At 61.3% G+C, this 24,815-nt stretch carries 24 protein-coding genes; 15 read left to right on the forward strand and 9 right to left on the reverse strand.

The window, feature by feature from the left end; genetic code table 11:
• The first annotated feature begins 8 nt into the window (after nucleotides 1-8).
• Together AACY30_RS01420 and AACY30_RS01425 are read left to right on the forward strand one after the other, a co-directional pair.
• The gene (locus tag AACY30_RS01420) at nucleotides 9-815 is read left to right on the forward strand and encodes a gamma-carboxygeranoyl-CoA hydratase (protein ID WP_339539472.1); all 807 of its coding nucleotides are present in this window, start codon (nucleotides 9-11) and stop codon (nucleotides 813-815) included.
• Nucleotides 812-2,737, forward strand: a complete 1,926-nt coding sequence (locus tag AACY30_RS01425) for an acetyl/propionyl/methylcrotonyl-CoA carboxylase subunit alpha (RefSeq protein ID WP_339539473.1) — start codon at nucleotides 812-814, stop codon at nucleotides 2,735-2,737. The genes AACY30_RS01420 and AACY30_RS01425 overlap by 4 nt, the downstream gene beginning before the upstream one ends.
• Here AACY30_RS01425 and AACY30_RS01430 read toward each other — a convergent pair.
• Nucleotides 2,734-3,366 (reverse strand): LexA family protein, encoded by a 633-nt coding sequence (locus AACY30_RS01430; protein WP_339467741.1) that lies wholly within the window; start codon nucleotides 3,364-3,366, stop codon nucleotides 2,734-2,736. The genes AACY30_RS01425 and AACY30_RS01430 overlap by 4 nt on opposite strands.
• Nucleotides 3,367-3,496: 130 nt before the next feature.
• On the opposite strand from AACY30_RS01430, the gene AACY30_RS01435 reads away from it, so the two are divergent.
• On the forward strand, nucleotides 3,497-3,847 hold the full coding sequence (locus AACY30_RS01435; RefSeq protein ID WP_339539474.1) for a DUF6124 family protein: 351 nt from the start codon (nucleotides 3,497-3,499) through the stop codon (nucleotides 3,845-3,847).
• 464 nt (nucleotides 3,848-4,311) lie between these two features.
• Nucleotides 4,312-5,463: a M14 family metallopeptidase gene (locus tag AACY30_RS01440; protein ID WP_339539476.1), complete on the forward strand. Its 1,152-nt coding sequence runs from the start codon at nucleotides 4,312-4,314 to the stop codon at nucleotides 5,461-5,463.
• Here the strand turns inward: AACY30_RS01440 and AACY30_RS01445 are convergent.
• Entirely contained in the window at nucleotides 5,460-5,912 is a 453-nt protein-coding gene (locus AACY30_RS01445) for a winged helix-turn-helix transcriptional regulator (protein WP_339417953.1), read from the reverse strand. The two genes, AACY30_RS01440 and AACY30_RS01445, sit on opposite strands and share 4 nt — an antisense overlap.
• Nucleotides 5,913-6,011: 99 nt before the next feature.
• On the opposite strand from AACY30_RS01445, the gene AACY30_RS01450 reads away from it, so the two are divergent.
• Nucleotides 6,012-7,283, forward strand: coding sequence for an MFS transporter (locus tag AACY30_RS01450; RefSeq protein WP_339539478.1), 1,272 nt, complete (start codon nucleotides 6,012-6,014; stop codon nucleotides 7,281-7,283).
• Here AACY30_RS01450 and AACY30_RS01455 read toward each other — a convergent pair.
• Together AACY30_RS01455 and AACY30_RS01460 are read right to left on the reverse strand one after the other, a co-directional pair.
• Complete coding sequence (locus tag AACY30_RS01455; protein ID WP_339539480.1) at nucleotides 7,185-7,724, reverse strand: cytochrome b; 540 nt, start codon at nucleotides 7,722-7,724, stop codon at nucleotides 7,185-7,187. The genes AACY30_RS01450 and AACY30_RS01455 overlap by 99 nt on opposite strands.
• Complete coding sequence (locus AACY30_RS01460) at nucleotides 7,721-8,803, reverse strand: catalase family peroxidase (RefSeq protein ID WP_339539482.1); 1,083 nt, start codon at nucleotides 8,801-8,803, stop codon at nucleotides 7,721-7,723. The genes AACY30_RS01455 and AACY30_RS01460 overlap by 4 nt, the downstream gene beginning before the upstream one ends.
• 167 nt (nucleotides 8,804-8,970) lie before the next feature.
• Between AACY30_RS01460 and AACY30_RS01465 the strand changes: the two genes are divergently transcribed.
• The 4 genes from AACY30_RS01465 (at nucleotide 8,971) to AACY30_RS01480 (ending at nucleotide 12,758) form a co-directional block, all read left to right on the forward strand.
• A complete protein-coding gene (locus AACY30_RS01465) occupies nucleotides 8,971-9,477 on the forward strand; it encodes a sigma-70 family RNA polymerase sigma factor (protein ID WP_339539484.1) in 507 nt (168 codons plus the stop codon).
• The gene (locus AACY30_RS01470; RefSeq protein ID WP_339417959.1) at nucleotides 9,474-10,211 is read left to right on the forward strand and encodes an anti-sigma factor family protein; all 738 of its coding nucleotides are present in this window, start codon (nucleotides 9,474-9,476) and stop codon (nucleotides 10,209-10,211) included. The genes AACY30_RS01465 and AACY30_RS01470 overlap by 4 nt, the downstream gene beginning before the upstream one ends.
• A 120-nt stretch (nucleotides 10,212-10,331) precedes the next feature.
• Nucleotides 10,332-11,426 (forward strand): cell division protein ZapE, encoded by a 1,095-nt coding sequence (gene zapE, locus AACY30_RS01475; protein ID WP_339467516.1) that lies wholly within the window; start codon nucleotides 10,332-10,334, stop codon nucleotides 11,424-11,426.
• Between the two features lie 39 nt (nucleotides 11,427-11,465).
• Nucleotides 11,466-12,758 carry a protein kinase gene (locus AACY30_RS01480; RefSeq protein WP_339539486.1) on the forward strand — a complete coding sequence of 431 codons (1,293 nt, stop codon included), beginning with the start codon at nucleotides 11,466-11,468 and terminating at the stop codon, nucleotides 12,756-12,758.
• A 116-nt stretch (nucleotides 12,759-12,874) separates the two neighbouring features.
• On the opposite strand, the gene AACY30_RS01485 is transcribed toward AACY30_RS01480, so the two are convergent.
• Both AACY30_RS01485 and AACY30_RS01490 read right to left on the reverse strand, forming a co-directional pair.
• Nucleotides 12,875-13,582, reverse strand: coding sequence for a YebC/PmpR family DNA-binding transcriptional regulator (locus AACY30_RS01485; protein ID WP_049712595.1), 708 nt, complete (start codon nucleotides 13,580-13,582; stop codon nucleotides 12,875-12,877).
• A 100-nt stretch (nucleotides 13,583-13,682) separates the two neighbouring features.
• Complete coding sequence (locus tag AACY30_RS01490) at nucleotides 13,683-14,540, reverse strand: LysR substrate-binding domain-containing protein (protein ID WP_339438285.1); 858 nt, start codon at nucleotides 14,538-14,540, stop codon at nucleotides 13,683-13,685.
• 113 nt (nucleotides 14,541-14,653) lie between these two features.
• On the opposite strand from AACY30_RS01490, the gene AACY30_RS01495 reads away from it, so the two are divergent.
• The 3 genes from AACY30_RS01495 to AACY30_RS01505 all read left to right on the forward strand — a co-directional run bounded on the left by AACY30_RS01495 (nucleotide 14,654) and on the right by AACY30_RS01505 (nucleotide 17,283).
• A complete protein-coding gene (locus AACY30_RS01495) occupies nucleotides 14,654-15,778 on the forward strand; it encodes a 2-aminoethylphosphonate--pyruvate transaminase (protein WP_339539488.1) in 1,125 nt (374 codons plus the stop codon).
• The gene (gene phnX / locus AACY30_RS01500; RefSeq protein ID WP_339467520.1) at nucleotides 15,775-16,602 is read left to right on the forward strand and encodes a phosphonoacetaldehyde hydrolase; all 828 of its coding nucleotides are present in this window, start codon (nucleotides 15,775-15,777) and stop codon (nucleotides 16,600-16,602) included. Before AACY30_RS01495 ends, phnX begins: the two co-directional genes overlap by 4 nt.
• Before the next feature lie 114 nt (nucleotides 16,603-16,716).
• Nucleotides 16,717-17,283 (forward strand): cytochrome b, encoded by a 567-nt coding sequence (locus AACY30_RS01505; protein ID WP_339467523.1) that lies wholly within the window; start codon nucleotides 16,717-16,719, stop codon nucleotides 17,281-17,283.
• Nucleotides 17,284-17,474: 191 nt separating this feature from the next.
• On the opposite strand, the gene AACY30_RS01510 is transcribed toward AACY30_RS01505, so the two are convergent.
• Nucleotides 17,475-18,359, reverse strand: a complete 885-nt coding sequence (locus tag AACY30_RS01510) for a 1-aminocyclopropane-1-carboxylate deaminase/D-cysteine desulfhydrase (protein ID WP_339539489.1) — start codon at nucleotides 18,357-18,359, stop codon at nucleotides 17,475-17,477.
• Nucleotides 18,360-18,416: 57 nt separating this feature from the next.
• Entirely contained in the window at nucleotides 18,417-20,456 is a 2,040-nt protein-coding gene (locus AACY30_RS01515; RefSeq protein WP_339539611.1) for an NADPH-dependent 2,4-dienoyl-CoA reductase, read from the reverse strand.
• Between the two features lie 213 nt (nucleotides 20,457-20,669).
• Here AACY30_RS01515 and AACY30_RS01520 point away from each other — a divergent pair, with 213 nt between their 5' ends.
• The 3 genes from AACY30_RS01520 (at nucleotide 20,670) to AACY30_RS01530 (ending at nucleotide 24,163) form a co-directional block, all read left to right on the forward strand.
• Nucleotides 20,670-21,800 carry a carbon-nitrogen hydrolase family protein gene (locus tag AACY30_RS01520; protein ID WP_339467527.1) on the forward strand — a complete coding sequence of 377 codons (1,131 nt, stop codon included), beginning with the start codon at nucleotides 20,670-20,672 and terminating at the stop codon, nucleotides 21,798-21,800.
• The gene (locus tag AACY30_RS01525; RefSeq protein WP_339467529.1) at nucleotides 21,797-22,825 is read left to right on the forward strand and encodes an AraC family transcriptional regulator; all 1,029 of its coding nucleotides are present in this window, start codon (nucleotides 21,797-21,799) and stop codon (nucleotides 22,823-22,825) included. The genes AACY30_RS01520 and AACY30_RS01525 overlap by 4 nt, the downstream gene beginning before the upstream one ends.
• A gap of 333 nt (nucleotides 22,826-23,158) precedes the next feature.
• Entirely contained in the window at nucleotides 23,159-24,163 is a 1,005-nt protein-coding gene (locus tag AACY30_RS01530) for a transketolase-like TK C-terminal-containing protein (RefSeq protein WP_339539491.1), read from the forward strand.
• A 63-nt stretch (nucleotides 24,164-24,226) separates the two neighbouring features.
• On the opposite strand, the gene AACY30_RS01535 is transcribed toward AACY30_RS01530, so the two are convergent.
• Entirely contained in the window at nucleotides 24,227-24,697 is a 471-nt protein-coding gene (locus AACY30_RS01535) for a MarR family winged helix-turn-helix transcriptional regulator (RefSeq protein ID WP_339539493.1), read from the reverse strand.
• Between the last annotated feature and the right edge of the window lie 118 nt (nucleotides 24,698-24,815).

Below are 24,815 nucleotides of genomic sequence, written 5' to 3' on the forward strand. Positions count from 1 at the left end.
TGCACCCCATGAGCGATTTCAATACCCTCGAACTGATCACCGACAGCCGTGGTTTTGCCACGCTGTGGCTCAGTCGTGAAGCCAAGAACAACGCATTCAACGCCCAGATGATCCGCGAACTGATCATCGCCCTCGACCAGGTGCAAGGCGATCCGTCCTTGCGCTTTTTAGTCCTGCGCGGGCGAGGCAAGCACTTCAGTGCCGGCGCCGACCTGGCCTGGATGCAGCAATCGGCCGAATTGGATTACCACACCAACCTGGACGACGCCCGCGAACTGGCGGAGCTGATGTACAACCTGGCCAAGCTGAAAATCCCGACACTGGCGGTGGTACAAGGCGCGGCCTACGGCGGCGCACTGGGCCTGATCAGTTGCTGCGACATGGCGATTGGCGCGGACGATGCGCAGTTCTGTCTGTCGGAAGTGCGCATTGGCTTGGCGCCGGCGGTGATCAGCCCGTTTGTGGTACAGGCCATTGGTGAACGCGCGGCACGGCGCTATGCGCTGACCGCTGAACGCTTTGGCGGCCAGCGCGCACGGGATATCGGTTTGCTGGCGGAGAGCTACCCAATCGACGCGCTGGACCAGCAGGTGGAGCAGTGGGTCGCCAACCTGTTGCAAAACAGCCCGGCGGCAATGCGTGCCAGCAAAGACTTGCTGCGCGAAGTCGGCAACGGCGCCCTCACCCCGGCCCTGCGCCGCTATTGCGAAAATGCGATTGCGCGCATTCGCGTCAGTGCCGAGGGCCAGGAAGGTTTGCGCGCCTTCCTGCAAAAACGTCCTCCGAACTGGAAGCTCCAGGAGCCGCGTTCATGAGCCTATTGACGACCCTGCTGGTAGCCAATCGTGGCGAGATCGCTTGCCGCGTGATGCGCACCGCCAAGGCCATGGGCCTGAAAACCGTGGCCGTACACAGCGCCACCGACCGCGATGCGCGACATAGTCGCGAGGCAGATATCCGTGTCGACCTGGGCGGCAGCAAGGCCACTGACAGTTACCTGCAAATCGATAAACTGATCGCCGCCGCCCAGGCCAGTGGCGCCCAGGCAATTCACCCAGGCTATGGTTTTCTGTCGGAGAACGCCGGGTTTGCCCGCGCGATTGAAGCCGCCGGCTTGATCTTCCTCGGGCCGCCCGCCTCGGCCATCGATGCCATGGGCAGCAAGTCGGCTGCAAAGGCGTTGATGGAAACCGCCGGCGTGCCGCTGGTGCCGGGTTATCACGGCGAGGCCCAGGACTTGGAAACCTTCCGCGCGGCCTGCGCGCGTATCGGCTACCCCGTACTGCTCAAGGCCACGGCCGGTGGCGGTGGCAAAGGCATGAAGGTGGTCGAGGACGTCAGCCAACTGGCCGAGGCCCTGGCCTCGGCACAACGTGAGGCGCTGTCGTCCTTCGGCAATGGGCAGATGCTGGTTGAAAAATACCTGCTCAAGCCGCGTCACGTGGAGATCCAGGTGTTTGCCGATCAGCATGGGCATTGCCTGTACCTCAATGAACGGGATTGCTCGATACAGCGGCGCCACCAAAAAGTCGTCGAGGAAGCGCCGGCTCCAGGCTTGAGTGTTGAACAACGCAAAGCCATGGGCGAAGCCGCTGTGCGTGCGGCCCAGGCCATCGGGTATGTCGGCGCAGGTACCGTGGAGTTTTTGCTGGACGCTCGCGGTGAGTTCTTCTTCATGGAGATGAACACGCGTCTGCAGGTGGAGCATCCGGTGACCGAGGCGATTACCGGCCTCGACCTGGTGGCCTGGCAGATTCGTGTCGCTCAGGGCGAGGCGCTGCCGATCACCCAGGAGCAGGTGCCGCTGATCGGCCATGCGATCGAAGTACGCCTGTATGCCGAGGACCCGGCCAATGATTTCCTGCCCGCCACCGGGCACCTGACGCTGTACCGCGAATCGGCGTCGGGCGCTGGCCGCCGCGTGGACAGCGGTGTCGAGCAAGGCGATAGCGTGTCGCCCTACTACGACCCGATGCTGGGCAAGCTGATTGCCTGGGGCGAGGACCGTGAACAGGCGCGCCTGCGCCTGCTGGGCATGCTGGATGAGTTTGCCGTGGGTGGCCTGAAGACCAACCTGGGCTTTTTGCGGCGCATTATCGGGCATCCGGCGTTTGCGGCAGCCGAGTTGGATACCGGCTTTATTCCGCGCTATCAGGATGAGCTGCTGCCGACACCTGGCGAACTGAGCAATGAGTTCTGGCAGGCAGCGGGCGCGGCGTTCATACAGACCTTGCCGGCCGGTGACGGGCCTTGGGCAGATAAGCGAGGCTTTCGTGCCGGTTTACCTGCCGAGGTTTCGCTGCATTTGAGCTGCAATGGTCAGGATCGGCTGGTGACACTCGCTGCCAATACCGCGCAATTGCGCGGTGAACAGTTGTTGATCGAGCACCAGGGCGTGCGCCTTGGCCATCTGGCTGTGCGCCACGACCGCACGGTGTACCTGCGTTGGGACGGCGAGGTGCATGCCGTCAGCCTGTTTGACCCGATTGCAGCGGTCGACGCCAGCGGCGCTCATCAAGGTGGCCTTACGGCACCGATGAACGGCAGCATCGTGCGCGTGCTGGTGCAGGTCGGGGACAACGTGGAGGCCGGCACGCAACTGGTGGTGCTGGAGGCTATGAAGATGGAACACAGCATTCGCGCGCCCCAGGCTGGAGTGGTCAAGGCGCTGTTCTGCCAGGAAGGCGAAATGGTTGCCGAAGGTTGCGCGTTGGTGGAGCTGGAAACAGCGGGCTAGAACTTTGCCGTGGCCTGCACAACGACGCCAAGAATGCGGCAATCGCCGGTGAACTGCCGTTTCGGGTAAGTCGGATTGAGCGGCACCAGATAGAGCTGGCCGCTCTCCTCCAGCAGCTGACGGAAGGTCGCCTGCGGGCTATCGGCCCATTGGGCGACCACCAGCTTGCCGGGCTCGGCGGCAATGGCCGGATCGACCAGAATCATCATGCCCGCACTCACGCTGAGCCCGCTGGGTGCCGTCATGGCATCGCCTGTGACCGGCAGCCAAAAGGCATCGCCGTGGGCATGATAATCCGTCAACTCGAAGCGGGCGGTGCCATAAGGCATTCGCTCTTCGCGGATTTCGCACAGCCCTTTCCAGTCGCTGACCGGATAGCGGAAATACGGGTTGTAGTTTTTCTCCTGAGGCACTTCATCGACCCGCTCGCGAATATCCAGCGCGACCTCCAGGTAGCCCAGGCCCAACGCCGCCAATACCCGGTTCATGTCCGCCAGGCTGGGTGCACGGCGCTTGTTGAGCCAATGGCCCACGCCCCCCTGGGACATACCCAAGCGTTCAGCCAACTCACCTTGCGTGACCTTGCGGTCTTCCATGTTGGCCTTGACCAACGCGATCCAGTTATCCATGGGGCTGACAATACGTGACGTAGTTTTCAGGGCAATAAACAGTTTGTAGTAATCCATAAAACGACATAAATACGATACGTACTATCATCGGACATAAGGTTTTCGACACCCACCCAGAGTACCGCCCCTTATGACGACAAGCCCGCTTCTCCTGCCTGAAATCCCGGAAGACGACGAATTGCACGACCTGCTCAGCAGCGGTGCCGCCAAGCGTGCGTTGGACTTTTACTTGAAAGAGGATATGTCGACATCAACCCCTGAAGAGGCCTTGTTTGCCATCAATGCAGGCATCAGCCAAGAGGACGCCCTGGTGCACGCCTCGGAGCTGTTGCGCAGCGCTGCGGCCACGGCCTATGCATCAGCGAGCAGCCATCAGGGCAGTCATCGTGACATGGCGTTTTCAGTGGTGTATCTGATCGATATGGCGAAGGCGATGGTGGAGCGGTCGTTGCAAGTGCCAGAGGCTCAAGCGAATAGATAACTGGCGGTTAGAAAAAATATTTCTATCCCAAGGATAAAAACATTTGACTTGCAAATGATAATGATTATTATTGGGCCTAGCTGATCGCGAGATCAGTCGATAGACCAAGGGACCTTAGGTCGGACTCTTGGAATATCTCCTCATCAGGCTAATCACGGTTTTTGACCCGGCTCTTTGGCCGGGTCTTTTTTTGCCAGTTTCCCTGGCGTGGCTTCAGGCTAATGAAGACTGTGTGCGACTTGATGGCGCGCATGGTAGCAAACGACCATCGCCAAAAGAAAGCCAGCGGATAGCTCTAGCCCACATCTTTGCGAATTAGCGCTTGAGAATCAATCTCATAGATTCTAAGCTGCCGCGGCGTCAAGGAAGACGCCCCCTCCCTCTCGCAACAATTTTGCATCCGATCTTTACCAGACTCCTGTGTAATATAGCCGCCACAACACTCATATTCAGGCAACCAGACTATGACCGTGGCCTTGACCTCCATCAAAATCAGCACCGACTTCGACAGTGGCAATATCCAGGTACTGGATGCCCACGATGCCTATCAGTTGTTGCTGGCAATCAAACCCGATACATGCAGCGCGCATTACCAATGGTTCCACTTCAAGGCCGAAGGCATGCATGTGGGCCACACCCATACCTTTCGCCTGAGCAACGCGGGACAGTCCTCCTACCCCAACGCATGGAGCGGCTACAACGCCGTGGCGTCCTACGACCACATCAATTGGTTTAGGGTACCTTCGCGATTTGATGGGGAAATCCTGCATATCAGCCTCGAGACCCGCGAAAAACATGCCTGGCTCGCCTATTTCGAACCCTATAGCCGCGAGCGTCACGACTGGCTGATCGAGCAGGCCCTGAACCGAACTGGCACCCAACTGCTGGCCACCGGTAAAAGTGTTGAAGGCCGTGATATCCAGCTACTACGGCGGGGTAAAGGGGGCGAAGGCCGGCGCAAGATCTGGATCATCGCTCAACAGCACCCCGGCGAGCACATGGCCGAATGGTTTATGGAAGGCATCATCGAACGCCTGCAACAGGACGGCGACGATGAGATGAAAAAGCTGCTGAAAGTCGCCGACCTGTATCTGGTGCCCAACATGAACCCGGACGGCGCCTTCCACGGCCACCTGCGCACCAACGCCATGGGCCAGGACCTCAACCGCGCCTGGCAGAGCGCCAGCCAGGAGAACAGCCCGGAAGTGCTGTTCGTGCAGCAACAAATGGAAAAGTACGGCGTTGACCTGTTCCTCGATATCCACGGCGACGAGGAAATCCCCTACGTATTCACCGCTGGCTGTGAAGGCAACCCCGGCTATACCCCGCGCATCGTGGCGCTGGAAGAACATTTCCGCAGCCACTTGAGTGGCCTGACCCGCGACTTCCAGACCACCTACGGCTACACCCGCGACCTGCCGGGAGAAGCCAACATGAGCCTGGCCTGCAACGCGGTAGGCGAGCAATACGACTGCCTGTCCCTGACCCTGGAAATGCCCTTCAAGGACAACGACGACGCCCCCAACCCGCACACCGGCTGGTCAGGTAAACGCTCGATGCAGTTGGGCAAGGATGTGTTGAGCACCGTGGCCTCTATCGTCGACGAGCTGCGTTAAACCGACTCGGCGGGCACCCGCCGACAATCCTCGGGCCCCAGCAAGCGTCCATCCGCGGAGCGCAATTCCAGCGCTCGCAGCGGCTCACCCTGGGCGCGGTCTACCATCACCGAATGCGCCTCGCCTGCCCCGTAGAAAAACCCTTCCCCCCACTGCCGTAACCCGATGATCACGTTGAACAGGCCTTGACCCTTTTCCGTGAGGGCGTACTCCTGATACGCACTACCATCCGACGCCGGCACGACCTCTAGCACGCCATGGTTCACCAGGCTGCGCAAGCGCGTGGACAGAATATTCTTGGCCATCCCCAAGCTGCGCTGGAATTCACTAAAGCGACGGATGCCATCAAACGCGTCGCGAATGATCAGCAACGACCAACCATCGCCAATGGCATCCAACGAACGCGCCACCGGGCATTCGGCACTTTCAAAACGGGTGAGGTTGACCATCAGGCTGCCTGTCTTGGATCAATAATGTGGTTGCAATATAAAACCGGAATCCTTACCGTGCAACTGGTTTCATTTTAGAACCACACAAGGATAAGCCGCATGCCCTCATCCCCCTTGAGCGGCGCCGTGGTGTTGCTGTTCGCCATCGCCTGTGGCCTGTCGGTGGCCAACGTCTACTACGCGCAGCCGCTGCTCGACGCCATGGCCGAGACCTTCGCCATGGATCACGCCACCGTTGGCATCATCATCGCCCTCACCCAGGTCGGCTATGGCGTGGGACTGTTGCTGCTGGTGCCTCTCGGGGATTTACTCAACCGGCGCAAATTGATCGTCACCCAACTGCTGCTTTCCACGCTCGCCGTGCTGGTGGTGGCGTTGTCTTGCAACAGTTTCTGGTTGCTGGCCGGCATGGTGCTCACCGGGCTGCTGGCCGTTATCGCCCAGGTGCTGGTGGCATTCGCGGCCCATCTGGCGTCGCCTGAACAGCGCGGGCACGTGGTCGGGCTGGTTACCAGCGGTATCGTGGTCGGCTTGCTGCTGGCGCGCTCGGTTTCAGGCGCCATGGCTGACCTGGCGGGTTGGCGTTCGGTGTACCTGCTGTCGGCAGGCCTGACGTTATTGATGGCGATCCTGCTGTGGAGAGTGCTGCCAGGCACGGAGCAACCGCAGGCAACCGGCACCTATGGCGCGTTGATCCGCTCGGTTTTCAGCTTGTTCAAAGAGGAAAAAGTCCTGCGTGACCGCGCCGTGCTGGCGATGCTGATTTTCGCCGCCGGCACCGTCCTGTGGACGCCAATGGTACTGCCCTTGAGCGCCCCGCCGCTGTCGCTTTCGCACACGCAGGTCGGCCTCTTCGGGCTCGCCGGTGCCGCCGGAGCCCTGGGTGCCGCGCACGCCGGACGCCTGGCCGACAAGGGCTTCGCCCAATGGGTCAGCGGCACGGCACTGCTGCTCATGCTGCTCTCTTGGGTTGCCATCGGTTTTACCCAATCGTCTCTGTGGGCACTGTCGCTGGGGGTGATTGTGTTCGACCTGGGCTTGCAGGCCGTGCACGTCACCAGCCAAAGCCTGATCTATGCGGTACGCCCCGATGCACAGAGTCGGCTGGTGGCGGGTTACATGGTGTTTTACTCAGTGGGCAGTGCGGTGGGATCGGTCAGTGCCACGGCGATGTATGCCTGGGCCGGGTGGATCGGGGTGTGCGGCCTGGGCGCGGCGATCAACCTGCTGGCGTTGATCTACTGGCTGACCACACTGCCCCCGAAACCGGTCTCAGTCTTTGCTGCCGGTCATGCTTTGAAGCACGCCGTCACGGCGAATCAGCCAGTGGAACAGCGCCGCCGCCAGGTGCAACAACACGGTGAGGAATAGCAGATAGGCCAGGAACCCATGGGCCTTGCGCAGCACCGCAAACAAAGGCGCATTTGCCCCCACCAGCGCCGGCAACTGCACTGAACTGCTAAGCATCACCGGGTCGCCCGCCGCCGAAATCATCGCCCAACCCAGCAGCGGCAACACCAGCATCAAGGCATACAGCACTAGGTGAGACGCCTTGGCTGCCAACACTTGCCACAGCGGTACGTCGGCGGGCAACGGTGGTTGGCGCGTGGAGAAGCGCACCACCACCCGCACGATCACCAGCGCCAGAATCGCGATACCCAGCGGCTTGTGCAGGTGGATCAACCATTCATGCCGCTCCGAAACCGACGCCGCCAGGCCCGCGCCGATAAACAGCATGGCGATGACCATCAGCGCCATGAGCCAGTGCAGCAGGCGCGCCAGGGGGGCGAAAACCCGTGGTTGGTCATTCATGGCTTCGACTCCTGAGGGGCGCTGTGCAACGGGCTGACTTCACCGGCGCGGCGCAGGTACGAGCTGGCATACGCCGCCGAACGTGCCGCGAGCAACGGGTCATTGGAGGCTTCGATGCCACTGGGCAGAATCAGCGGGTCGAAGTTGATATCGCGGCAATCGCCATCGGCCTGAGCCTGGCTGCTTTGCAGCACCAGGGTGCCGGCATTGATGACTTTATGCTCGCCGGTCCAGGTCTTGCTCGCATCGTCCAGCGGGTCACCGGGATTGGCCAAGGTCATGTTCAACTGCCAACGCAACGGTCCAGCGGACAGGCGTTGCACCAGGTCTTTTTCCAGGAAATCGCTGCCCGCAGGTGCGGTATCGCCCGCTGCATCCTGACGCTGTGGCACCACGCCCCAACGCACGGCCTGGCGCTTGCCATCGGCGCCCACCAGGTAAAACGCGTTGATACCGTTGTAGGTTTCGGTCGCATAACTGGCGGAAGGCTTGGCGGTCTTGACCCACGCCAGGAACGGCGCCGTCTCGGGATGAGCCGCAAAGAACGCTGGCATGCTCGCCGGGTTGGGCTTGCCGGTGGAAGGCTCCGGCGCACCGGCCTTGAGCATCTGGTAGAACGCCTCGGGCGTACCCACCGGGAACACTGGCATGCTGTTCATGCCGGTGCGCCACTGCTGGCCGTTGGATTGGCTAAATTGCACGGCAAAGCTGCGGATCGGCACACTGCTGTCCGGCGCATAGGGGTTGCCGCTGGGCAAGGCAAACCGGCCGATCAGCGGGGTCTTGGCCTCGTTGAACACCTGGGCACTGGAGTAGGCACGCGCCTCGGGGCTGCTCTCGAAATACCCGGCCACGCACACGCCCTTGGCATGGTTACGCCGGAAGCCTGGGTGGACACCGTTGTTGGTTTCCAAGGCATTGACCAGGGTTTTCGGACGCAAGCGCTGTGGGTCGAGGGTGCCATTGACGTAGGCAAATGCCCCCGCCATAACCGCAACCACGGCTCCGATACCCGCCAGGCGCGCGATCAGGCTCGACGTGCTCAAGGGGGGACGGGGCGGTGATGAGTGATCTACCATGAAGAAACTCCAGGGCCAAAGGCCGTAGGGGTGAACATAAGGTCGGAGCATTAAGACGAACGCCGATTGGGCCTATTCCCTGGCCTTGGATTTATTTCCCGGCAACGGGAATAACCTTCATCGCCGCACGTCTCTCTAGTCCCAGCGTAGTGAACAGCCAGCTCCCCATGCATGAACTCGACGAACCGTTACGTGAACTCATCCCCAGGCTGCGGCGCTTTGCCGTGTCCCTGACGCGTAACACCAGCAGCGCCGACGACCTGGTGCAGTCGACCCTGGAACGGGCGATCATCGGTTGGGCCGACAAACGCGTCGAAGGCGACTTGCGCGCGTGGCTGTTCTCGATCCTCTATCGGCAGTTCCTCGACACCCACCGCCGCACACGGCGCTACGCACGCATGCTGGAATTCTTTACCGGGCGTGATGATGCACAGCCGTCGGTCGAACGTACGGTGATCGCCCAGTCAACCCTGCAAGCCTTCGATCAACTCAACACCGAGCAGCGCGCCCTGCTGCTGTGGGTCTCGGTCGAAGGCTTGAGCTACAAGGAAGTCGCCGAGATCCTCGATGTCCCCATCGGTACCGTGATGTCGCGCCTGTCCCGAGCACGCCAAGCCCTGCGTCAACTCAGTGATGGCGAAATTGCCAGCCCTTCCCTGCGGATACTCAAATGATCAGCCTGCCCCCCAGCGAACGCGATTTGCATGCCTACGTCGATCACCAACTGCTGGAAAGTGATCGCCGTGTCCTGGAAACCTATCTGGCGGCCCATCCGGACGTCGCCGCCCAGGTCCACGCCTGGCAGCACGACGCGCAATTGCTGCGCGCCGCATTGGGCGGTGCCCTGCAACAGCCGGCTAACCCGGACCTGGACCCGGCACTGATTCGCCAGCGCATCAAGCGCCAATCGCGCCGCCATTTCGCTACGGCAGCCATGCTATTGATCGCCGTCAGCCTCGGTGGCCTGGGTGGCTGGCACGCCCGTGAAGCCACTCAGCCGCCTCTGTTGCCGATGGCCGATGCGATGCAAGCCTTCCGCCTATTTGCCCAGGACGGCATCATGCCCGCCGACTACAAGGTTCAGGGCGACGGCACGATGCAGGCTTGGCTAGACCGCTACTTCAACCAGGCGCACCGCCTGCCTGACCTGAGCGCATCGGGCTTCAGGCCGGTCAGCGGGCGCCTGCTCACTACCGAGCAAGGTGCCGCCGCCATGGTGCTCTACGAAGACCCGCAAGGGCGGCGCATCAGTTTCTACATCCGCCCGCCTGGCCCGGATAACGGTTTCCTGCCCAGTGGCAGCCGCCGCGCCGATGGCTTGCAGGCCCAATACTGGTCCGGCGCTGGCTACAACTATGCGGTGGTCAGCCCCGTGGGCCAGCCGACCCCGCAGATGCTGAAGTTCTAGAAGCCCACGCCCAACACGATGCTATCGAGCTAGGTGCCGCCCAGCGGCACCTAGCTCTATTGGTCAAATCGCGGCGGGCGCCCTACAGTAAGCGACCACTGAAATACAGAGTGACTTGCATTGGCCGTGCTTCCCCTTATCCGTCGCCTCCTCGGTAAAAGAACCGACAGCCTCGACGACTCGCCCATCCCTGCATTCTTTCAGCAAAAAGCCGAGCAACAGGGCTTTACCCTGAGCAGCGGCCAAACCCGCGCCATTGCCGCCCTGGCCCGTGAAACCAAGACCCTGCTCGCCGGCCAGCCCACCCGCAGCCTGTATGTGCACGGGCCGGTGGGCCGCGGCAAAAGCTGGCTGCTGGATGGCTTTTTTCAGGCGTTGCCGATTACCGAGAAGCAACGTGTGCACTTCCATGACTTTTTTGCCCAACTGCATCGCGGCATGTTCAAGCATCGCGGGCAAGACGATGCCCTGGTCTTGACCCTGGATGAACTGCTGACGGACTGCCGGGTGCTGTGTTTCGACGAATTCCACGTCCACGACATCGGCGATGCCATGTTGATATCTCGGCTGTTCAAGGCCCTGTTCGGACGCGGTGTGCTGGTGCTGGTAACGTCCAACTACGCGCCGCAAGACTTGCTACCCAACCCCCTGTATCACGAGCGCTTCAAGCCGGTGATCGACCTGATCGCCGCGCGTATGGAGGTGCTGGAAGTCAGCTCGCCCCAGGATTTTCGCAGCCTGCCCCAGACTCGGAGCGCGCAACGCTTTACCAGCGGTCACTACGTCTGGCCGGGGACCGCGAGCCAGCGCGAAGCACTCGGTTTGACCGCTGTAGACTGCACGCCTCAGCCCTTGCCCGTCGGCACTCGAACCTTGATATGTCGCCGCCATACAGGCCGCTCCATTGCCTTCACCTTCAACGACCTGTGCGAACAGTTGACGGCAGTGACGGACTACTTGCTGCTCTGCCAGGACTACGATGACTGGATCATCGACGGCCTGCCACAACTGGCGGAGTGCCCGATTGCCGTGCAGCAGCGATTCATCAATCTGGTGGACGTACTCTACGACCGGGACAAGCAACTGATTCTGATCGGCGAGCAGCCCCTCAACCTTGCCTTGGGTGGCAAAGCCATCGACCTCGCCCGCACCGCCAGCCGTCTCGGACAATTGCAACAGGCCGGCCCGCAACGCTCGCGCGACCCGGTATCATGAACGCCATTCACGCCACCTTGCCGAGTGACTGCGCCGTTCATGAATACCCTCGCCCAACTCAAGGCCGGCCAACTGGCCGGTATCACGCGGCTGGACCTGTCCTGTGGACTGACCGAATTCCCCCGGGAAATTTTCGAACTGGCCGACTCGCTGGAGATCCTCAACCTCAGCGGTAACGCCCTGAGCAGCCTGCCCGACGATCTGCACCGCCTGCCTCACCTGCGCGTGCTGTTTTGCTCGGATAACCTCTTTACTGAACTGCCAGCCTGCCTGGGCGAATGCACGAGACTGAGCATGATCGGCTTCAAGGCCAACCAGATCCGCCACGTGCCTGCCGCCGCGTTGCCGCCGTTGTTGCGCTGGCTGATCCTGACCGATAACTGCATCAGCCAATTGCCCGACGAACTGGGCAAGCGCCCGCTGCTGCAAAAGCTGATGCTGGCCGGCAATCACCTGGTGCACCTGCCGGAGAGCCTGGCCCACTGCCACAACCTCGAATTGCTGCGCATCGCCTCCAACCGCCTCACCCAGCTGCCGGAATGGCTACTGGCCCTGCCAAGCCTGACCTGGCTGGCCTATGCCGGTAACCCGGTGGAAATGGCGATGGAGGTGGCAGGTGATGACGCCACCCCCAATATTCCCTGGTCCGAACTGGAACTGGCCGAAGTCCTCGGTGAAGGCGCTTCCGGCGTTATCCGCAAAGCGCTGTGGAAACCGTCAGGCAAACCCGTCGCAGTCAAACTCTATAAAGGCACCATCACCAGCGACGGCTCACCGTTGCACGAAATGCAAGCCTGCATCGCCGCCGGGTTGCACCCCAACCTGATCACGGTAGAAGGCCGCGTTATCGGCCATCCTGATGACCAGGCCGCATTGGTGATGGACCTGATCGACCCGAGCTACCGCAACCTTGCAGCCCTGCCGAGCCTGGCCTCGTGCACCCGGGATATCTACGAACCGGGCATGCGCCTCAGTCTTGAAGTGGCCTTGCGCATGGCACGGGGCATCGCTTCGGTGACTGCGCATTTGCACCGTCATGGCATTACCCATGGCGACCTCTACGGCCACAATATTTTATGGAATGAAGCGGGTGATTGCCTGCTGGGGGACTTTGGCGCGGCGTCGTTCCATGGCACGGCAGGCACCCTGGAAACCAAGGCGTTGCAGCGCATTGAAGTGCGAGCGTTCGGCGTGTTGCTGGGGGAGTTGTTGGAGCGGGTTGAGGAGCCGGTGAGCAGCGAATTGATGACGCTGCAAGAAAGCTGCTGTCAGCCTGATGTACTGGCGCGGCCAGGGTTCGAGGAAATCGAAGCACTGCTGAACCGGGACTGAAACTCGATTCAAATGTGGGAGCTGGCTTGCCTGCGATGAGCTCGTGTCATTCACTTTTTCAGTGACTGATACACCGCTATCGCAGGCACGCCAGCTGCCGCACTTTTTACCGCGTTTCAGCCAGCCAGACCGACGAACATATCCTGCACGTCATCATGGTTGTCCAGGCCTTCCAGGAAGGCTTCGACTTCGGCCATCTGCTCGGCGCTCAAACCGCTCACCGGGTTTTTCGAGAGGTAACCCAGCTTGGCCGACAGCACGGTGAAACCCTGCTCCGGCAAGGCCTTTTGTACGGCGTCCAGGTCGGTGGTTTCGGTGATGAACAGGGTTGTGCCCTCTTCTTCGCCGTCTTCGAAATCCTGGGCCCCGGCTTCAATCGCGGCCATTTCCGGATCGGCGTCCGGGCTGTCCGGCGAGGCTTCGATCAGGCCGACGTGGTTGAAGTCCCACGCCACGGAGCCGGAGGCACCCAGTTGACCCTTGCGGAACGCCACACGGATTTCAGCCACGGTGCGGTTGATGTTGTCGGTCACGCACTCGACGATCAGCGGCACCTGGTGCGGGGCGAACCCTTCGTAGGTCACACGGTGGTATTGCACGGTTTCGCCGAGCAGACCGGCGCCTTTCTTGATCGCGCGTTCCAGGGTTTCCTTGGGCATCGAGGCCTTTTTGGCCTGTTCCACCACCAGACGCAGGTGGGCGTTGGTCGCGGTGTCGGCGCCATTGCGGGCGGCGATGGTGATTTCTTTCACCAGCTTGCCGAAGATCTTGCCCTTGGCATTGGATGCCGCTTCTTTATGTTTGACTTTCCACTGTGCGCCCATGACTCACTCTCTTTTCGTCCATCGCGCCGAAACGTCTACTGGCCGGCGCTTTGGGGGCAGAGTTTATAGCGCAAGAACGCATCGTTCCACCAAAAAACCGTCAGGGTGCCAACTCGAAAAATGCCTGGGTCAAGCGCAATGAGCGCCGCCGCTCCATGCAGCCAAGCATGTGGTGATTCAGCAGCCCTTCGCCCTGGATCGGCACGGCGCACACGCGCGGGTCGGGGCTGACTTCCATCGACGACACCACGCCTACGCCCAATTCGGCAGCAACGGCCTCGGTCACCGCCTCACGGCTGTCGAGTTCCAGCAGCACCTTGGGCTGTACACCGGCAGCCAGGCAGGCGTCATCAAAGGTGCGCCGGGTGATGGAGCTGGGCTCGCGCAGCACCATGATCACGTCGTTGAGCTGATCCAGGCGGATACCCTTGGGCAGCGTCGCCCAGGGGTGACTGGCAGGCACCAGCGCACAGATCCGCGACTCGCTCAGGGGTAGCAGATGCAGGCCATTACGCGGCTCCACTTCGGTGAGCACCGCCACATCCGCATGCTCGGACAACAACGCAGCCAGGGTTTCCTGGGCGTTGCCCAAGCGCAGGTTGACGGTAATCCCAGGGTAACGCGCGCGCAGGCTGGCGATCATCGGCATCACCAGATGCGGGCCGTCCGCCGCCACTTCCAGGCGCCCGGTGAGCAATTGCCGGTTGGCCTCCAGCATCGCCTGTGCTTCATCCACCAGGCCGAAGATCGCCCGCGTGATCGCCGCCAGGCGCGCGCCCTCCTGCGTCACCTCTACCCGACGTGCGGTACGCCGCAGCAACGGGATCTGGTAGTGCTCTTCCAGAGCCTTGATATGCCCGGTTACCGCCGGTTGGCTGATGAACAGCCGCGCCGCCGCACGGGTAAAACTGCCTTCGCGGGCCACGGCATCGAATGCGCGCAATTGAAACAGATTCATAGCTATCGGCCTCACTGATAGCTCGCATAACAACAAACAATTTGATTGATGACAAGCCAAACTGCAATTTAGGCGCCGTAGCTTCAGCCCCCGATGCCTTGCGAGAATTTGAGATGACCACCGCGCCGATCCTGCTGACCCCTGGCCCCCTGACCACCTCCGCCCGGACCCGTCAGGCAATGATGGTGGATTGGGGTTCATGGGATGACCGTTTCAACCAGCTCACCGCCAGTGCGTGCGAACACCTGTTGGCGATTCTCAACGGCGCCGACAGTCACCATTGCGTGCCATTGCAAGGCAGCGGCACGTTCGCTGTCGAAGCCGCCATCGGCACCCTCGTACCGCGCAACGCCAAGGTGCTGGTGCTGATCAACGGTGCCTATGGCAAGCGCCTGGCCCGGATCTGCGAAGTGCTCGGCCGCGATTTCAGCACCTTTGAAACCGCCGAAGACAAACCGACCACCGCCGCCGACGTCGACCGGCTGCTGCAGGCCGACAAGGCCATCACCCACGTCGCGCTGATCCACTGCGAAACCAGCACCGGTATTCTCAACCCACTGCCGCAAATCGCCCAAGTCATTAAAAACCACGGCAAGCGCCTGATCATCGACGCCATGAGTTCCTTTGGTGCGCTGCCGATCGACGCCCGAGAAGTGCCGTTCGACGCTCTGATTGCCGCCTCCGGCAAATGCCTGGAAGGCGTGCCGGGGATGGGTTTTGTCTTCGCCGAAAAAACCGCGCTGGCCGCGGCCCAAGGCAACTGCCATTCCCTGGCGATGGACCTGTTTGACCAGCACAGCTACATGACCAAGACCGGCCAATGGCGCTTCACCCCGCCGACCCACGTGGTCGCAGCCCTTCACGAAGCGCTGCTGCAGTACGTTGAAGAAGGCGGCCTGCCCGCGCGCCATCAACGCTATGCACGCAACTGCCAGGTGCTGCTGGATGGCATGGCCGAACTGGGCCTGCGCAGCTTCCTACCGGCGGCGATCCAGGCGCCGATCATCGTCACCTTCCACGCTCCGCAACACCCGCGCTATCAATTCAAGGATTTTTACGAACGAGTCAAGGCGAAGGGTTTCATCCTGTATCCGGGCAAGTTGACCCAGGTGGAAACCTTTCGCGTGGGCTGCATCGGCCATGTCGATGCCACCGATATGAACGCCGCCGTCACCGCCATTGGCGAAGTACTGCAAGCCATGGGCATCACCCTCTCTTCCTTCGGAACACACGCATGAACTACCAGAACCCCAACGCCCTGCAAGCTGTGATCCTCGACTGGGCCGGCACCGTGGTCGACTTCGGCTCCTTCGCACCGACGCAGATTTTTGTCGAAGCCTTTGCCGAATTCGACGTGCAAGTCTCCATCGAAGAAGCCCGAGGCCCGATGGGCATGGGCAAGTGGGACCACATCCGCACCCTGTGCGACCAGCCGCAGGTCGCCGAACGCTACCGCAAAGCCTTCGGCCGCACGCCGAGCGATGACGACGTAACCGCCATCTACCAACGCTTCATGCCATTGCAGATCGAGAAGATCGCCGAGCACTCGACGCTTATTCCCGGTGCCCTCGACACCATCGCACGGCTGCGCGTGCAAGGCATAAAGATCGGTTCCTGCTCCGGCTACCCCAAACAAGTGATGGATAAAGTCGTCGCACTGGCGGCCACCAACGGTTATATCGCCGATCATGTAGTGGCCACCGATGAAGTGCCCAATGGTCGCCCCTGGCCGGCCCAGGCGCTGACTAATGTGATCGCGCTGGGTATCGATGATGTGGCAGCGTGCGTAAAGGTTGACGACACGGTGCCGGGCATCCTCGAAGGCCGCCGCGCCGGCATGTGGACCGTTGCCCTGACCTGTTCAGGCAACGCACTGGGATTGACCTACGCGCAGTTCAGCGCCCTTGACGCCGCGACCCTGGCCAGCGAGCGCAAGCGCGTCGAAGCGATGTTCGAAGGCTCGCGCCCGCACTACCTGATCGACACCATCAACGACCTGCCTTCGGTGATCGCCGACATCAATGCGCGCCTGGCGCGTGGGGAAATGCCGCAGAGCCACTGACCGAGGTCAAGAAAAGCGCAGTCGCACCGGGTAAAACGCACAAAACAGGCTTACATTAAAAGGACTTCGTCATTAAAGAACGGAGGTATGACCTGATAAGTGAGGAACACAGCGATGCCGTGGAAAAACTCCGATACGCGCTACAGCACCCTGTCGATCGCGTTGCACTGGTTGATGGTGGTGCTGCTGGCAGTGGTCTACGCCTGCATTGAACTGCGCGGCCAGTTTCCGAAAGGCAGCGGTGCGCGAACGTTGATCGTCGAAATGCACTTTATGTTTGGCCTTACCGTGTTTGTGCTGGTGTGGCTGCGGTTGTTTGCGCGCAGCCTGGGCGTGGCACCGAAGATCCTACCTGCACCGCCACAATGGCAGCGTTTGCTGGCTACGCTGATGCATGTCGCGTTGTATGCGTTGATGATCGGCATGCCGATTGCCGGTTGGCTGATTGTCAGTGCCGAGGGGCATTCGGTGAGTTTCTATGGCATGGAGTTGCCGCCGTTGATTGGCGAGAACAAGGACCTCGCCAAGCAGATTGAAGGCTGGCATGTCTGGTTCGGCAAGGTCGGTTATTGGCTGATCGGGCTGCATGCACTGGCGGGGATTGCTCACCATTACATCCTGCGGGATAACACGGCGTTGCGGATGATACCGGGTCGGTTTGCCAGGAAAACAGCTGAATGATGGACCGCTATTGCGGCATGGGTAGCATGTGCTGCGTTGTATCTGTGACGGTCTGACAGGCGACCTGGTTTTATCAGGGGTTACCGGTTCAAATGTGGAAGCTGGCTTGCCTGCGAAGGCGGTAGGTCAGCTACAGAATGTCAATTGATACACCCTCTTCGCAGGCAAGCCAGCCCCACAAGGGTTCTGCGTCAGGCATTGAACCCTCGACAGCCCTGCAGGCCGCCGGTGTGGACGAAGATCAGGCGTGTGCCGGGGGAGAAGCGCCCGGCTTCGATCTGCAGCTTCAACGCCAGTAACGCCTTGCCGGTGTAGAGCGGCTCCAAGGGCACACCGCAGGCCTGCTGCGTAGCGTCGATAAAATCGAGCAGCAACGGATCAACTTTGGCAAAGCCCCCGCGACTAGCGTCCAACAGTTCATAACCTCCCTGCACGATCGCTTCGACGTTCTGCGCCACACCGTGATCATCCGGCACCGCCATGGCGCCGTACACCGTGTGTGCCCCCGCCTCTGCCAGCACCAGGCCGGCCAATGTGGTGCCAGTGCCCGCAGCTAACCACCAAGCGTCGTAATCGGCCCACCCCCGCGCGGGCAATTGCGCCCGCACCTGCTCGACCAACACGGAGCAACCCAATGCACCCGCACTACCGCCGCCGCCTTCAGGCACGGGATGCAGATGGGGATACTGCTCACGCCACGGCAGCCAAAAGTCCGGCTCATGGCGCGCGCGGTAGCCGCCATAACCCAGCCAATGCAATTGCATGCCAAAAGCCTTCAAGTCGAGGACAGTAGGGGTGTCTTGTGGATGCCCGCGCAGCAGGCCTACGGTGGGGAAGTCAAAACGCTTGCCGGCAGCGGCTAACGCGTGCAAATGGTTGGAGTAAGCGCCGCCCAGGCTGATGATGCCGCGGGCGTTTTGCGCCTGCGCTAAATGCCCACTGAGCTTGAACCATTTGTTGCCACTGATCAGCGGGTCGATACAATCCAGGCGCAACACGGCCAGCTCGACCCCTTGCAGCCAATCCAGTTGCAAGGGTTCAAGCGGTGCGCGGGGAAACCAATCGAAGGGGCCCATCGGGAAACATCTGCATGAAAAATGGGGCGGCAGTCTAACACCGCCCCGTTTGGGTTCTTACAGTTCGGCAGCGAGGCGTGAACCCTGATTGATAGCGCGCTTTGCATCCAGCTCGGCCGCCACATCGGCGCCGCCGATCAGGTGCACGTTCTGGCCCGCCGCGACCAGGCCGTCCTGCAGTTCGCGCAGCGGGTCCTGGCCGGCGCAGATGACGATGTTGTCCACCGCCAGCACTTGGGGTTCACCCTCGGCGCCAATGCGGATATGCAGGCCTTCATCGTCGACTTTCAAATACTCGACGCTGTTGAGCATCTGCACCTGCTTGTTCTTCAAACCGGTACGGTGGATCCAGCCGGTAGTCTTGCCCAGGCCGTCGCCCACCTTGGAAGTCTTGCGTTGCAGCAAGAACACTTCACGCGCCGGCGCATGGGGTTGCGGTTTGATACCGGCTACACCACCGCGGGCTTGCAGCTGGGTGTCGATGCCCCACTCTTTCCAGAACGCTTCGCGGTCCAGGCTGGTGGACACACCTTGGTGCACGAGAGATTCCGAGACGTCGAAACCGATACCACCGGCGCCGATCACCGCTACGCGCTTGCCTACCGGCTTGCGTTCGAGGATCACGTCCAGGTAGCTCAGTACCTTGGCATTCTCGACCCCCGGGATCGCCGGGGTACGCGGCGCGATGCCGGTAGCCAGGATGATCTCGTCATAACCGCCCGCCGCCAGTTGCGCCACGTCCACACGGGTATTGAGGCAAAGCTCCACGTGGGTGGTCTGCAATTTGCGCTTGAAGTAGCGCAGGGTTTCGAAGAACTCCTCCTTGCCCGGCACGCGCTTGGCGATATTGAACTGGCCGCCGATCTCGCTGGCGGAATCAAACAGCGTCACCTGATGGCCGCGCTCCGCAGCCACGGTTGCCGCCGCCAGACCGGCAGGACCGGCACCAACCACGGCGATCTTCTTGATTTGCTGCACGGGCAGGTAGTTGAGCTCAGTCTCATAGCACGCGCGCGGGTTGACCAAACAGGTGGTCAGCTTGCCGCCGAAGGTGTGGTCCAGGCAGGCCTGATTGCAGCCGATACAGGTGTTGATTTCATCGGCACGGCCAGCGGCGGCCTTGTTGACGAATTCCGGGTCGGCCAGGAATGGGCGTGCCATGGACACCATGTCGGCATCGCCCTCGGCGAGGATCTGCTCGGCGATTTCCGGGGTGTTGATGCGGTTGGTAGTAATCAGCGGAATCTGCACCGCACCGCGCAGTTTGGCGGTGACTTTGCTGAACGCGCCGCGCGGCACCTTGGTGGCGATGGTCGGGATACGCGCTTCGTGCCAGCCAATCCCGGTGTTGATAAGGGTCGCACCGGCGCCTTCGATAGCCTTGGCCAACTGCACAATTTCTTCCCAGCTGCTGCCGCCCTCCACCAGATCGAGCATCGACAGGCGGAAGATAATGATGAAATTCGGGCCGACGGCTTCACGCACACGGCGCACGATATCCACCGCAAGGCGCATGCGGTTTTCGTAGCTACCGCCCCAACGGTCGGTGCGATGGTTGGTGTGGGCGGCGAGGAACTGGTTAATGAAGTAGCCTTCGGACCCCATGATTTCCACGCCGTCGTACTCGGCGACCTGGGCCAGCAACGAACAGGTGACAAAATCCTGGATCTGCTTTTCGATGCCTTCTTCGTCCAGCTCCTTGGGCTTGAACGGATTGATCGGCGCCTGGATCGCGCTCGGTGCAACTTGTTTAGGGCTGTAGGCATAACGACCGGCGTGGAGGATCTGCATGCAGATCTTGCCGCCCGCCTCGTGCACGGCTTTGGTCACGATCTTGTGTTTTTGCGCTTCTTCGTCGGTGGTCAGCTTGGCCGCGCCGGCGTACACCCCGCCCTCGTCATTCGGGCCAATGCCGCCCGTGACCATCAGGCCAACGCCGCCACGGGCGCGCTCGGCAAAATAGGCCGCCATGCGTTCGAAACCGCCGGGCTTTTCTTCAAGGCCTGTGTGCATCGAGCCCATCAGGGTACGGTTGCGCAAGGTGGTAAAACCCAGGTCCAACGGGGCCAGCAGGTGCGGGTAGGCAACAGCGGTCATGGTCAAGCTCCACAACGGATCATCACGGGGGCGTGACAGGCTCATGCGGCCCGCCATCGGTTTATGTCCCACAGACTAAGAGCCGGCGGACTACCGCTCAATGACTGAAACTGACAAGTTATTGATCCAAATGCACAGCGCCCCTTGGCAAGCCGGCCCATGGGCCCTACCCTAGTCGGCGAACCCTGCACACGGTCTGTTGTCTGTTGCCCCATGCGTAAACTTCTAGCTTTTACCGCCACCATGGCCCTGGTTGCCGCCGTCGCCGCGTATCTGGTCTGGACCCAGGAGCGCCCCGTGGCGCATTACCTGTCGGACCTGCGCATCACCCTCGCCGTCAACGAAGGCCTGCCGGCTGACCGTGGCAACTTGCTGGGCATCCAGCCGGAGCTGTTTCCGGCCGACTACCAGAGCCTGGAGCGCCTGCACCTGAAGCTGTCGGCCTACCTGCAAAAAGCACGCGACCAAGGGCTGATCAACGACAAGACCATCGTGGTACTGCCCGAACATATTGGCACCTGGCTGATGCTCATAGGCGAGAAGAACGAGGTCTACCAGGCTCTCCACGCGAAGGATGCGATGAATTGGCTGTCGGTCAGCAACCCACTGATGTTTGCGCGCGCGTGGATCAGCGCCACGGGCGACAACCGCACCGACGACGCCTACCTGCGCATGAAAGCCGATGGCATGGCGCGGGACTATCAGGTGTTGTTTGGCGGCCTGGCCAAGGAGTTTGGCGTGACCTTGGTGGCCGGCTCCATCACCCTGCCCAACCCAAGCGTCAGTCAGGGACAGCTGCAGGTCGGCCATGGTGCGCTGTATAACGCCAGCGTCGTCTTCAGCGCCGACGGTTTGCCCGTCGGCGAGCCGCAGCGTCAGCTCTACCCGATCTACGATGAACGTGGCTTTATCGAACCCGGTGATGAAAACGTCGTCAGCGTGGTCGACACCCCGGCCGGTCGCCTGGGCGTGCTGGTGGGCAGCGACAGCTGGTACCCGGACAACTACCGCAAACTCAACGAACACGGCGCGCAGTTGATCGCAGTGCCAGCCTTTGTGCTGGGACGTGACACATGGGACCGCCCATGGCGCGGTTTCAAAAGCGTCTCCACCCCGACTGAAATCAGCCTCAAGCCCGAAGAACTCAGTGAAGGCGAAGCCTGGCGCCGTCTCACGCTGATCAGCCAGCCGCCCGTCAGTCAGGCAAGCGCCGGCATGAGCGTGTTCCTGCGTGGACAGTTCTGGGACCTGGGCACTGCTGGGCATAGCTTCCTCAGCAGCAACGGGCACATCAGCGCAGATAGCGACGCCCGTGGTGCGCGCTTGTTGAATATCTGGCTGTGAAGCCCGTACGGCTGGGGGACCTGTCGGTGGGCTTCGTGCACACCCTGGCGGATGCCATCCACAGCCACGGCCTGGACCCGCAGCCGCTGCTGCTGCAATACGGCCTCGACCCGGCCCGCCTCGCAGAGGCCGGAGCACGCTTATCGATCCCGCGTTACATGCGCCTTGGCCATGCGGCCATCCAGCTCACCGGCGACCCAAGCCTGGGTTTGCGCATGGGCCAGTTCAGCCGCTTGAGCCAGTCAGGGCTCGCGGGCGTCACTGCCGCCCAGGCGCCCAACGTACGCGAGGCTGCGCGCACATTGACTCGTTTCGAAGCACTGTACGGCTCCAATTATCGCGGGCAGTCGAGCTTTGTCGAGGATGCCGAAGGCGCCTGGCTGCGCTTCTACTCCATCAGCCCCTACAACGCCTTCAACCGCTTTGTGGTCGACTCGATCATCGCCGGCTGGCTGCATCAGTTGTCGAGCCTGGCCCAGCATCGGGTGCAGGCACAACGCATCGACATCGAATTTGAAGCACCGGTGTATGCCGATCAGTACAACCCGCTCGGAGACATTCACTTCAGCGCCGAGGCCAACCAATTGCGCCTCAACCAGCAAACCCTGGCCCTGCGCAACCCGCAGCACTGCCCAAGCACCTGGAACTTGTTGTTACAACTTTGTGAGAGAGAGTTGGAGCAATTGACCCGCACCCGCAGCCTGCGCGAGCGCATTACCCGGTTGCTCGGGCCGATGCTCAATGGCGGCCGGGAACCCGACCTGGAAGAAGTGGCGGCACGCTTGAAGCTGCCGACCTGGACGCTACGCCGCAAACTGGCCGAAGAAGGCACTCAGTTCCGCGCAATTCTCAACGATACCCGCCGCGACCTGGCCATGACCTATATTCGCGACACGGAACTGGCGTTCGGCGAGATCGCCTACTTGCTCGGTTTTGCCTCGGCCCAAGCCTTCCAGCGGGCGTTCAGGCGGTGGAACAACCAGACCCCAGGGGAATTTCGCCGCAGTCAGCGGCATTCCGCCTGAAGTCGGTCTTACAGCTCGGTTGCATCGTCTGCGGGTTCCAGCGGGTCCCATTCAAAGGCCTGGTACTCGAGCAGCTCTTCCTGGTAATCGTCCATGGGGAACTCCTTTTTTGAATTAAAAGCGGTTGCAAACAAATGACATTCATCACAAGCCTAAAGTGCCGTGATGACGAAAAAATGTCTGCGCCATGACGTTCCTGCACTTCAGGATTAAACGTAGCAGCGCTTTATGGATTTAGTCGCCAGGACTTGAGGTGCGATTGCAATCATTGCAATTGCAATAATATAGAGAATTCGATTAGGGTAGGCGCATCTGTTACCAGGTGACTCGCCCATGCCCGCCTCCACCCTTGACTGCGCGCAACGCTGCATCGACGTTTTGAGCGCCGCAGAAGACCCTCCCAACTCACCGCTGTACACCGTGATGACCATGGCCAACACGCTCGAATCCAGCCGACAGGCGTGGGTGATTCGCGGCCAGTCACGCTCCCGGCGTGTGGGGAACTGGCCCCGCTGGTTTGCGCGCAATACCGTCGAAAAACCCTTGCTGTACCTACACAGCGCGCAATCATCGGCACAGTTGAGTGCGCTGGCGGACGTGACCCAGCAGCGCGGCATCCTGTGTAACGACATCGAAAACCAGCCTTCGCCCTGGCCCAAAGGTGCACAACCTTCCCTGCCGCTGTGGCTCGCTACCCATCCACGTTGCACGCCGTACGACCCGGCGTCCGGCGAAGAAGCCAGGGCAATCGTGTTGGCTGGCTTGCACACGCTGTATGTCGACGGTGAACCGGGGTTTTATTACCTGGCGTTGCATGATCAGCAAAGCGCAGGGGTGCTGAACGCGCAGGATCGCGAGGACGCGCTCAAGGGCATGTACCCAATCAAGCGTGACCACACGGGCGACGTACGTTTGCTCGGTGCGGGCCGGGCACTGGAAGACGTGCTGCATGCCGCACGGTTATTGAAGCAGGACTGGGACATCAAGGCCCAGGTGTGGAGTTGCCCCAGTTACACGCGACTGGCGCGTGAGGCTGCAGCGGCTGAACGCTGGAATCGGCTGCACCCCACAGCGCCCAAGCGCAGTTGCCATCTGCGTGAATGCCTGGCCGCAACTGCGGCGCCAGTGATAGCCGTCACCGGGTATCCGCAGGCGATTGTCGATCAGTTGGCCGCTCATATGGATGCGCGGTTTGTGGCGCTGGGAGCGGGGTCGGTGCAGGCCGGTGCGCCGAGTCGGTATTGGATTGTGGTGATGGCGCTGCGGGCGCTGGCGGATGAGGGGCGCATTGATATTCAGCAGGTGGAAACAGCGATGGCCCGGTACCCACTCAAATGAACTGGAATGCCGTCAACTGTGGGAGCTGGCTTGCCTGCTCCCACATTGGATCTCTGCTGAGGCTCAGGTTTTGCGCCGGCTGCGGGTCTGTACCCCGGCCTCCATCGCCAGCCCCGCTGTGCGCTCCAGCGCATCCGCAAACCCCCGGCGCTGCTCCGGCTCGATCTGCGACAGAAACAACTCATCCACCGTGCTCTCGTAGATCTTCCACATTTTCTTACGCAACACCCGGCCGGCATCGGTGATCGAGGCAAACGCCGCGCGGCCGTCGCCATCGGAGCGCGAACGCACGACCAGGCCATCCTTTTCCAGGCGGTCGACCAGACGCGTGAGGTTGTAGCGCTCGATGGCCAACACATCCGCCAGCTCGTGCATGCGGCGGGTGCCATCGGGGCCGCTTTCCAGGCCCCACAATGCGTCGTACCAGGCATAGGGCGGCAAGTCCGCCTCGGCCAGGCGGCGTTCGATTTCACGGATGACCGTCCTGTGGGCCCTGACAAAACGGAACCATACATCAGGCTCTTTCGACGACATGCAACACCATCCGAGGGATTTCAAGAAGGTTGCAATAGTAGCTCATCCCGCGCTAGATTCGGCTATGTAGTTGCAATTGCAATTATATTGACGGCACTCCCACGAAGAGCCCGCCACT

The sequence above is a fragment of the Pseudomonas sp. RA_5y_Pfl1_P24 genome (assembly GCF_963970945.1).
GTDB classification, from domain to species: domain Bacteria; phylum Pseudomonadota; class Gammaproteobacteria; order Pseudomonadales; family Pseudomonadaceae; genus Aquipseudomonas; species Aquipseudomonas tritici.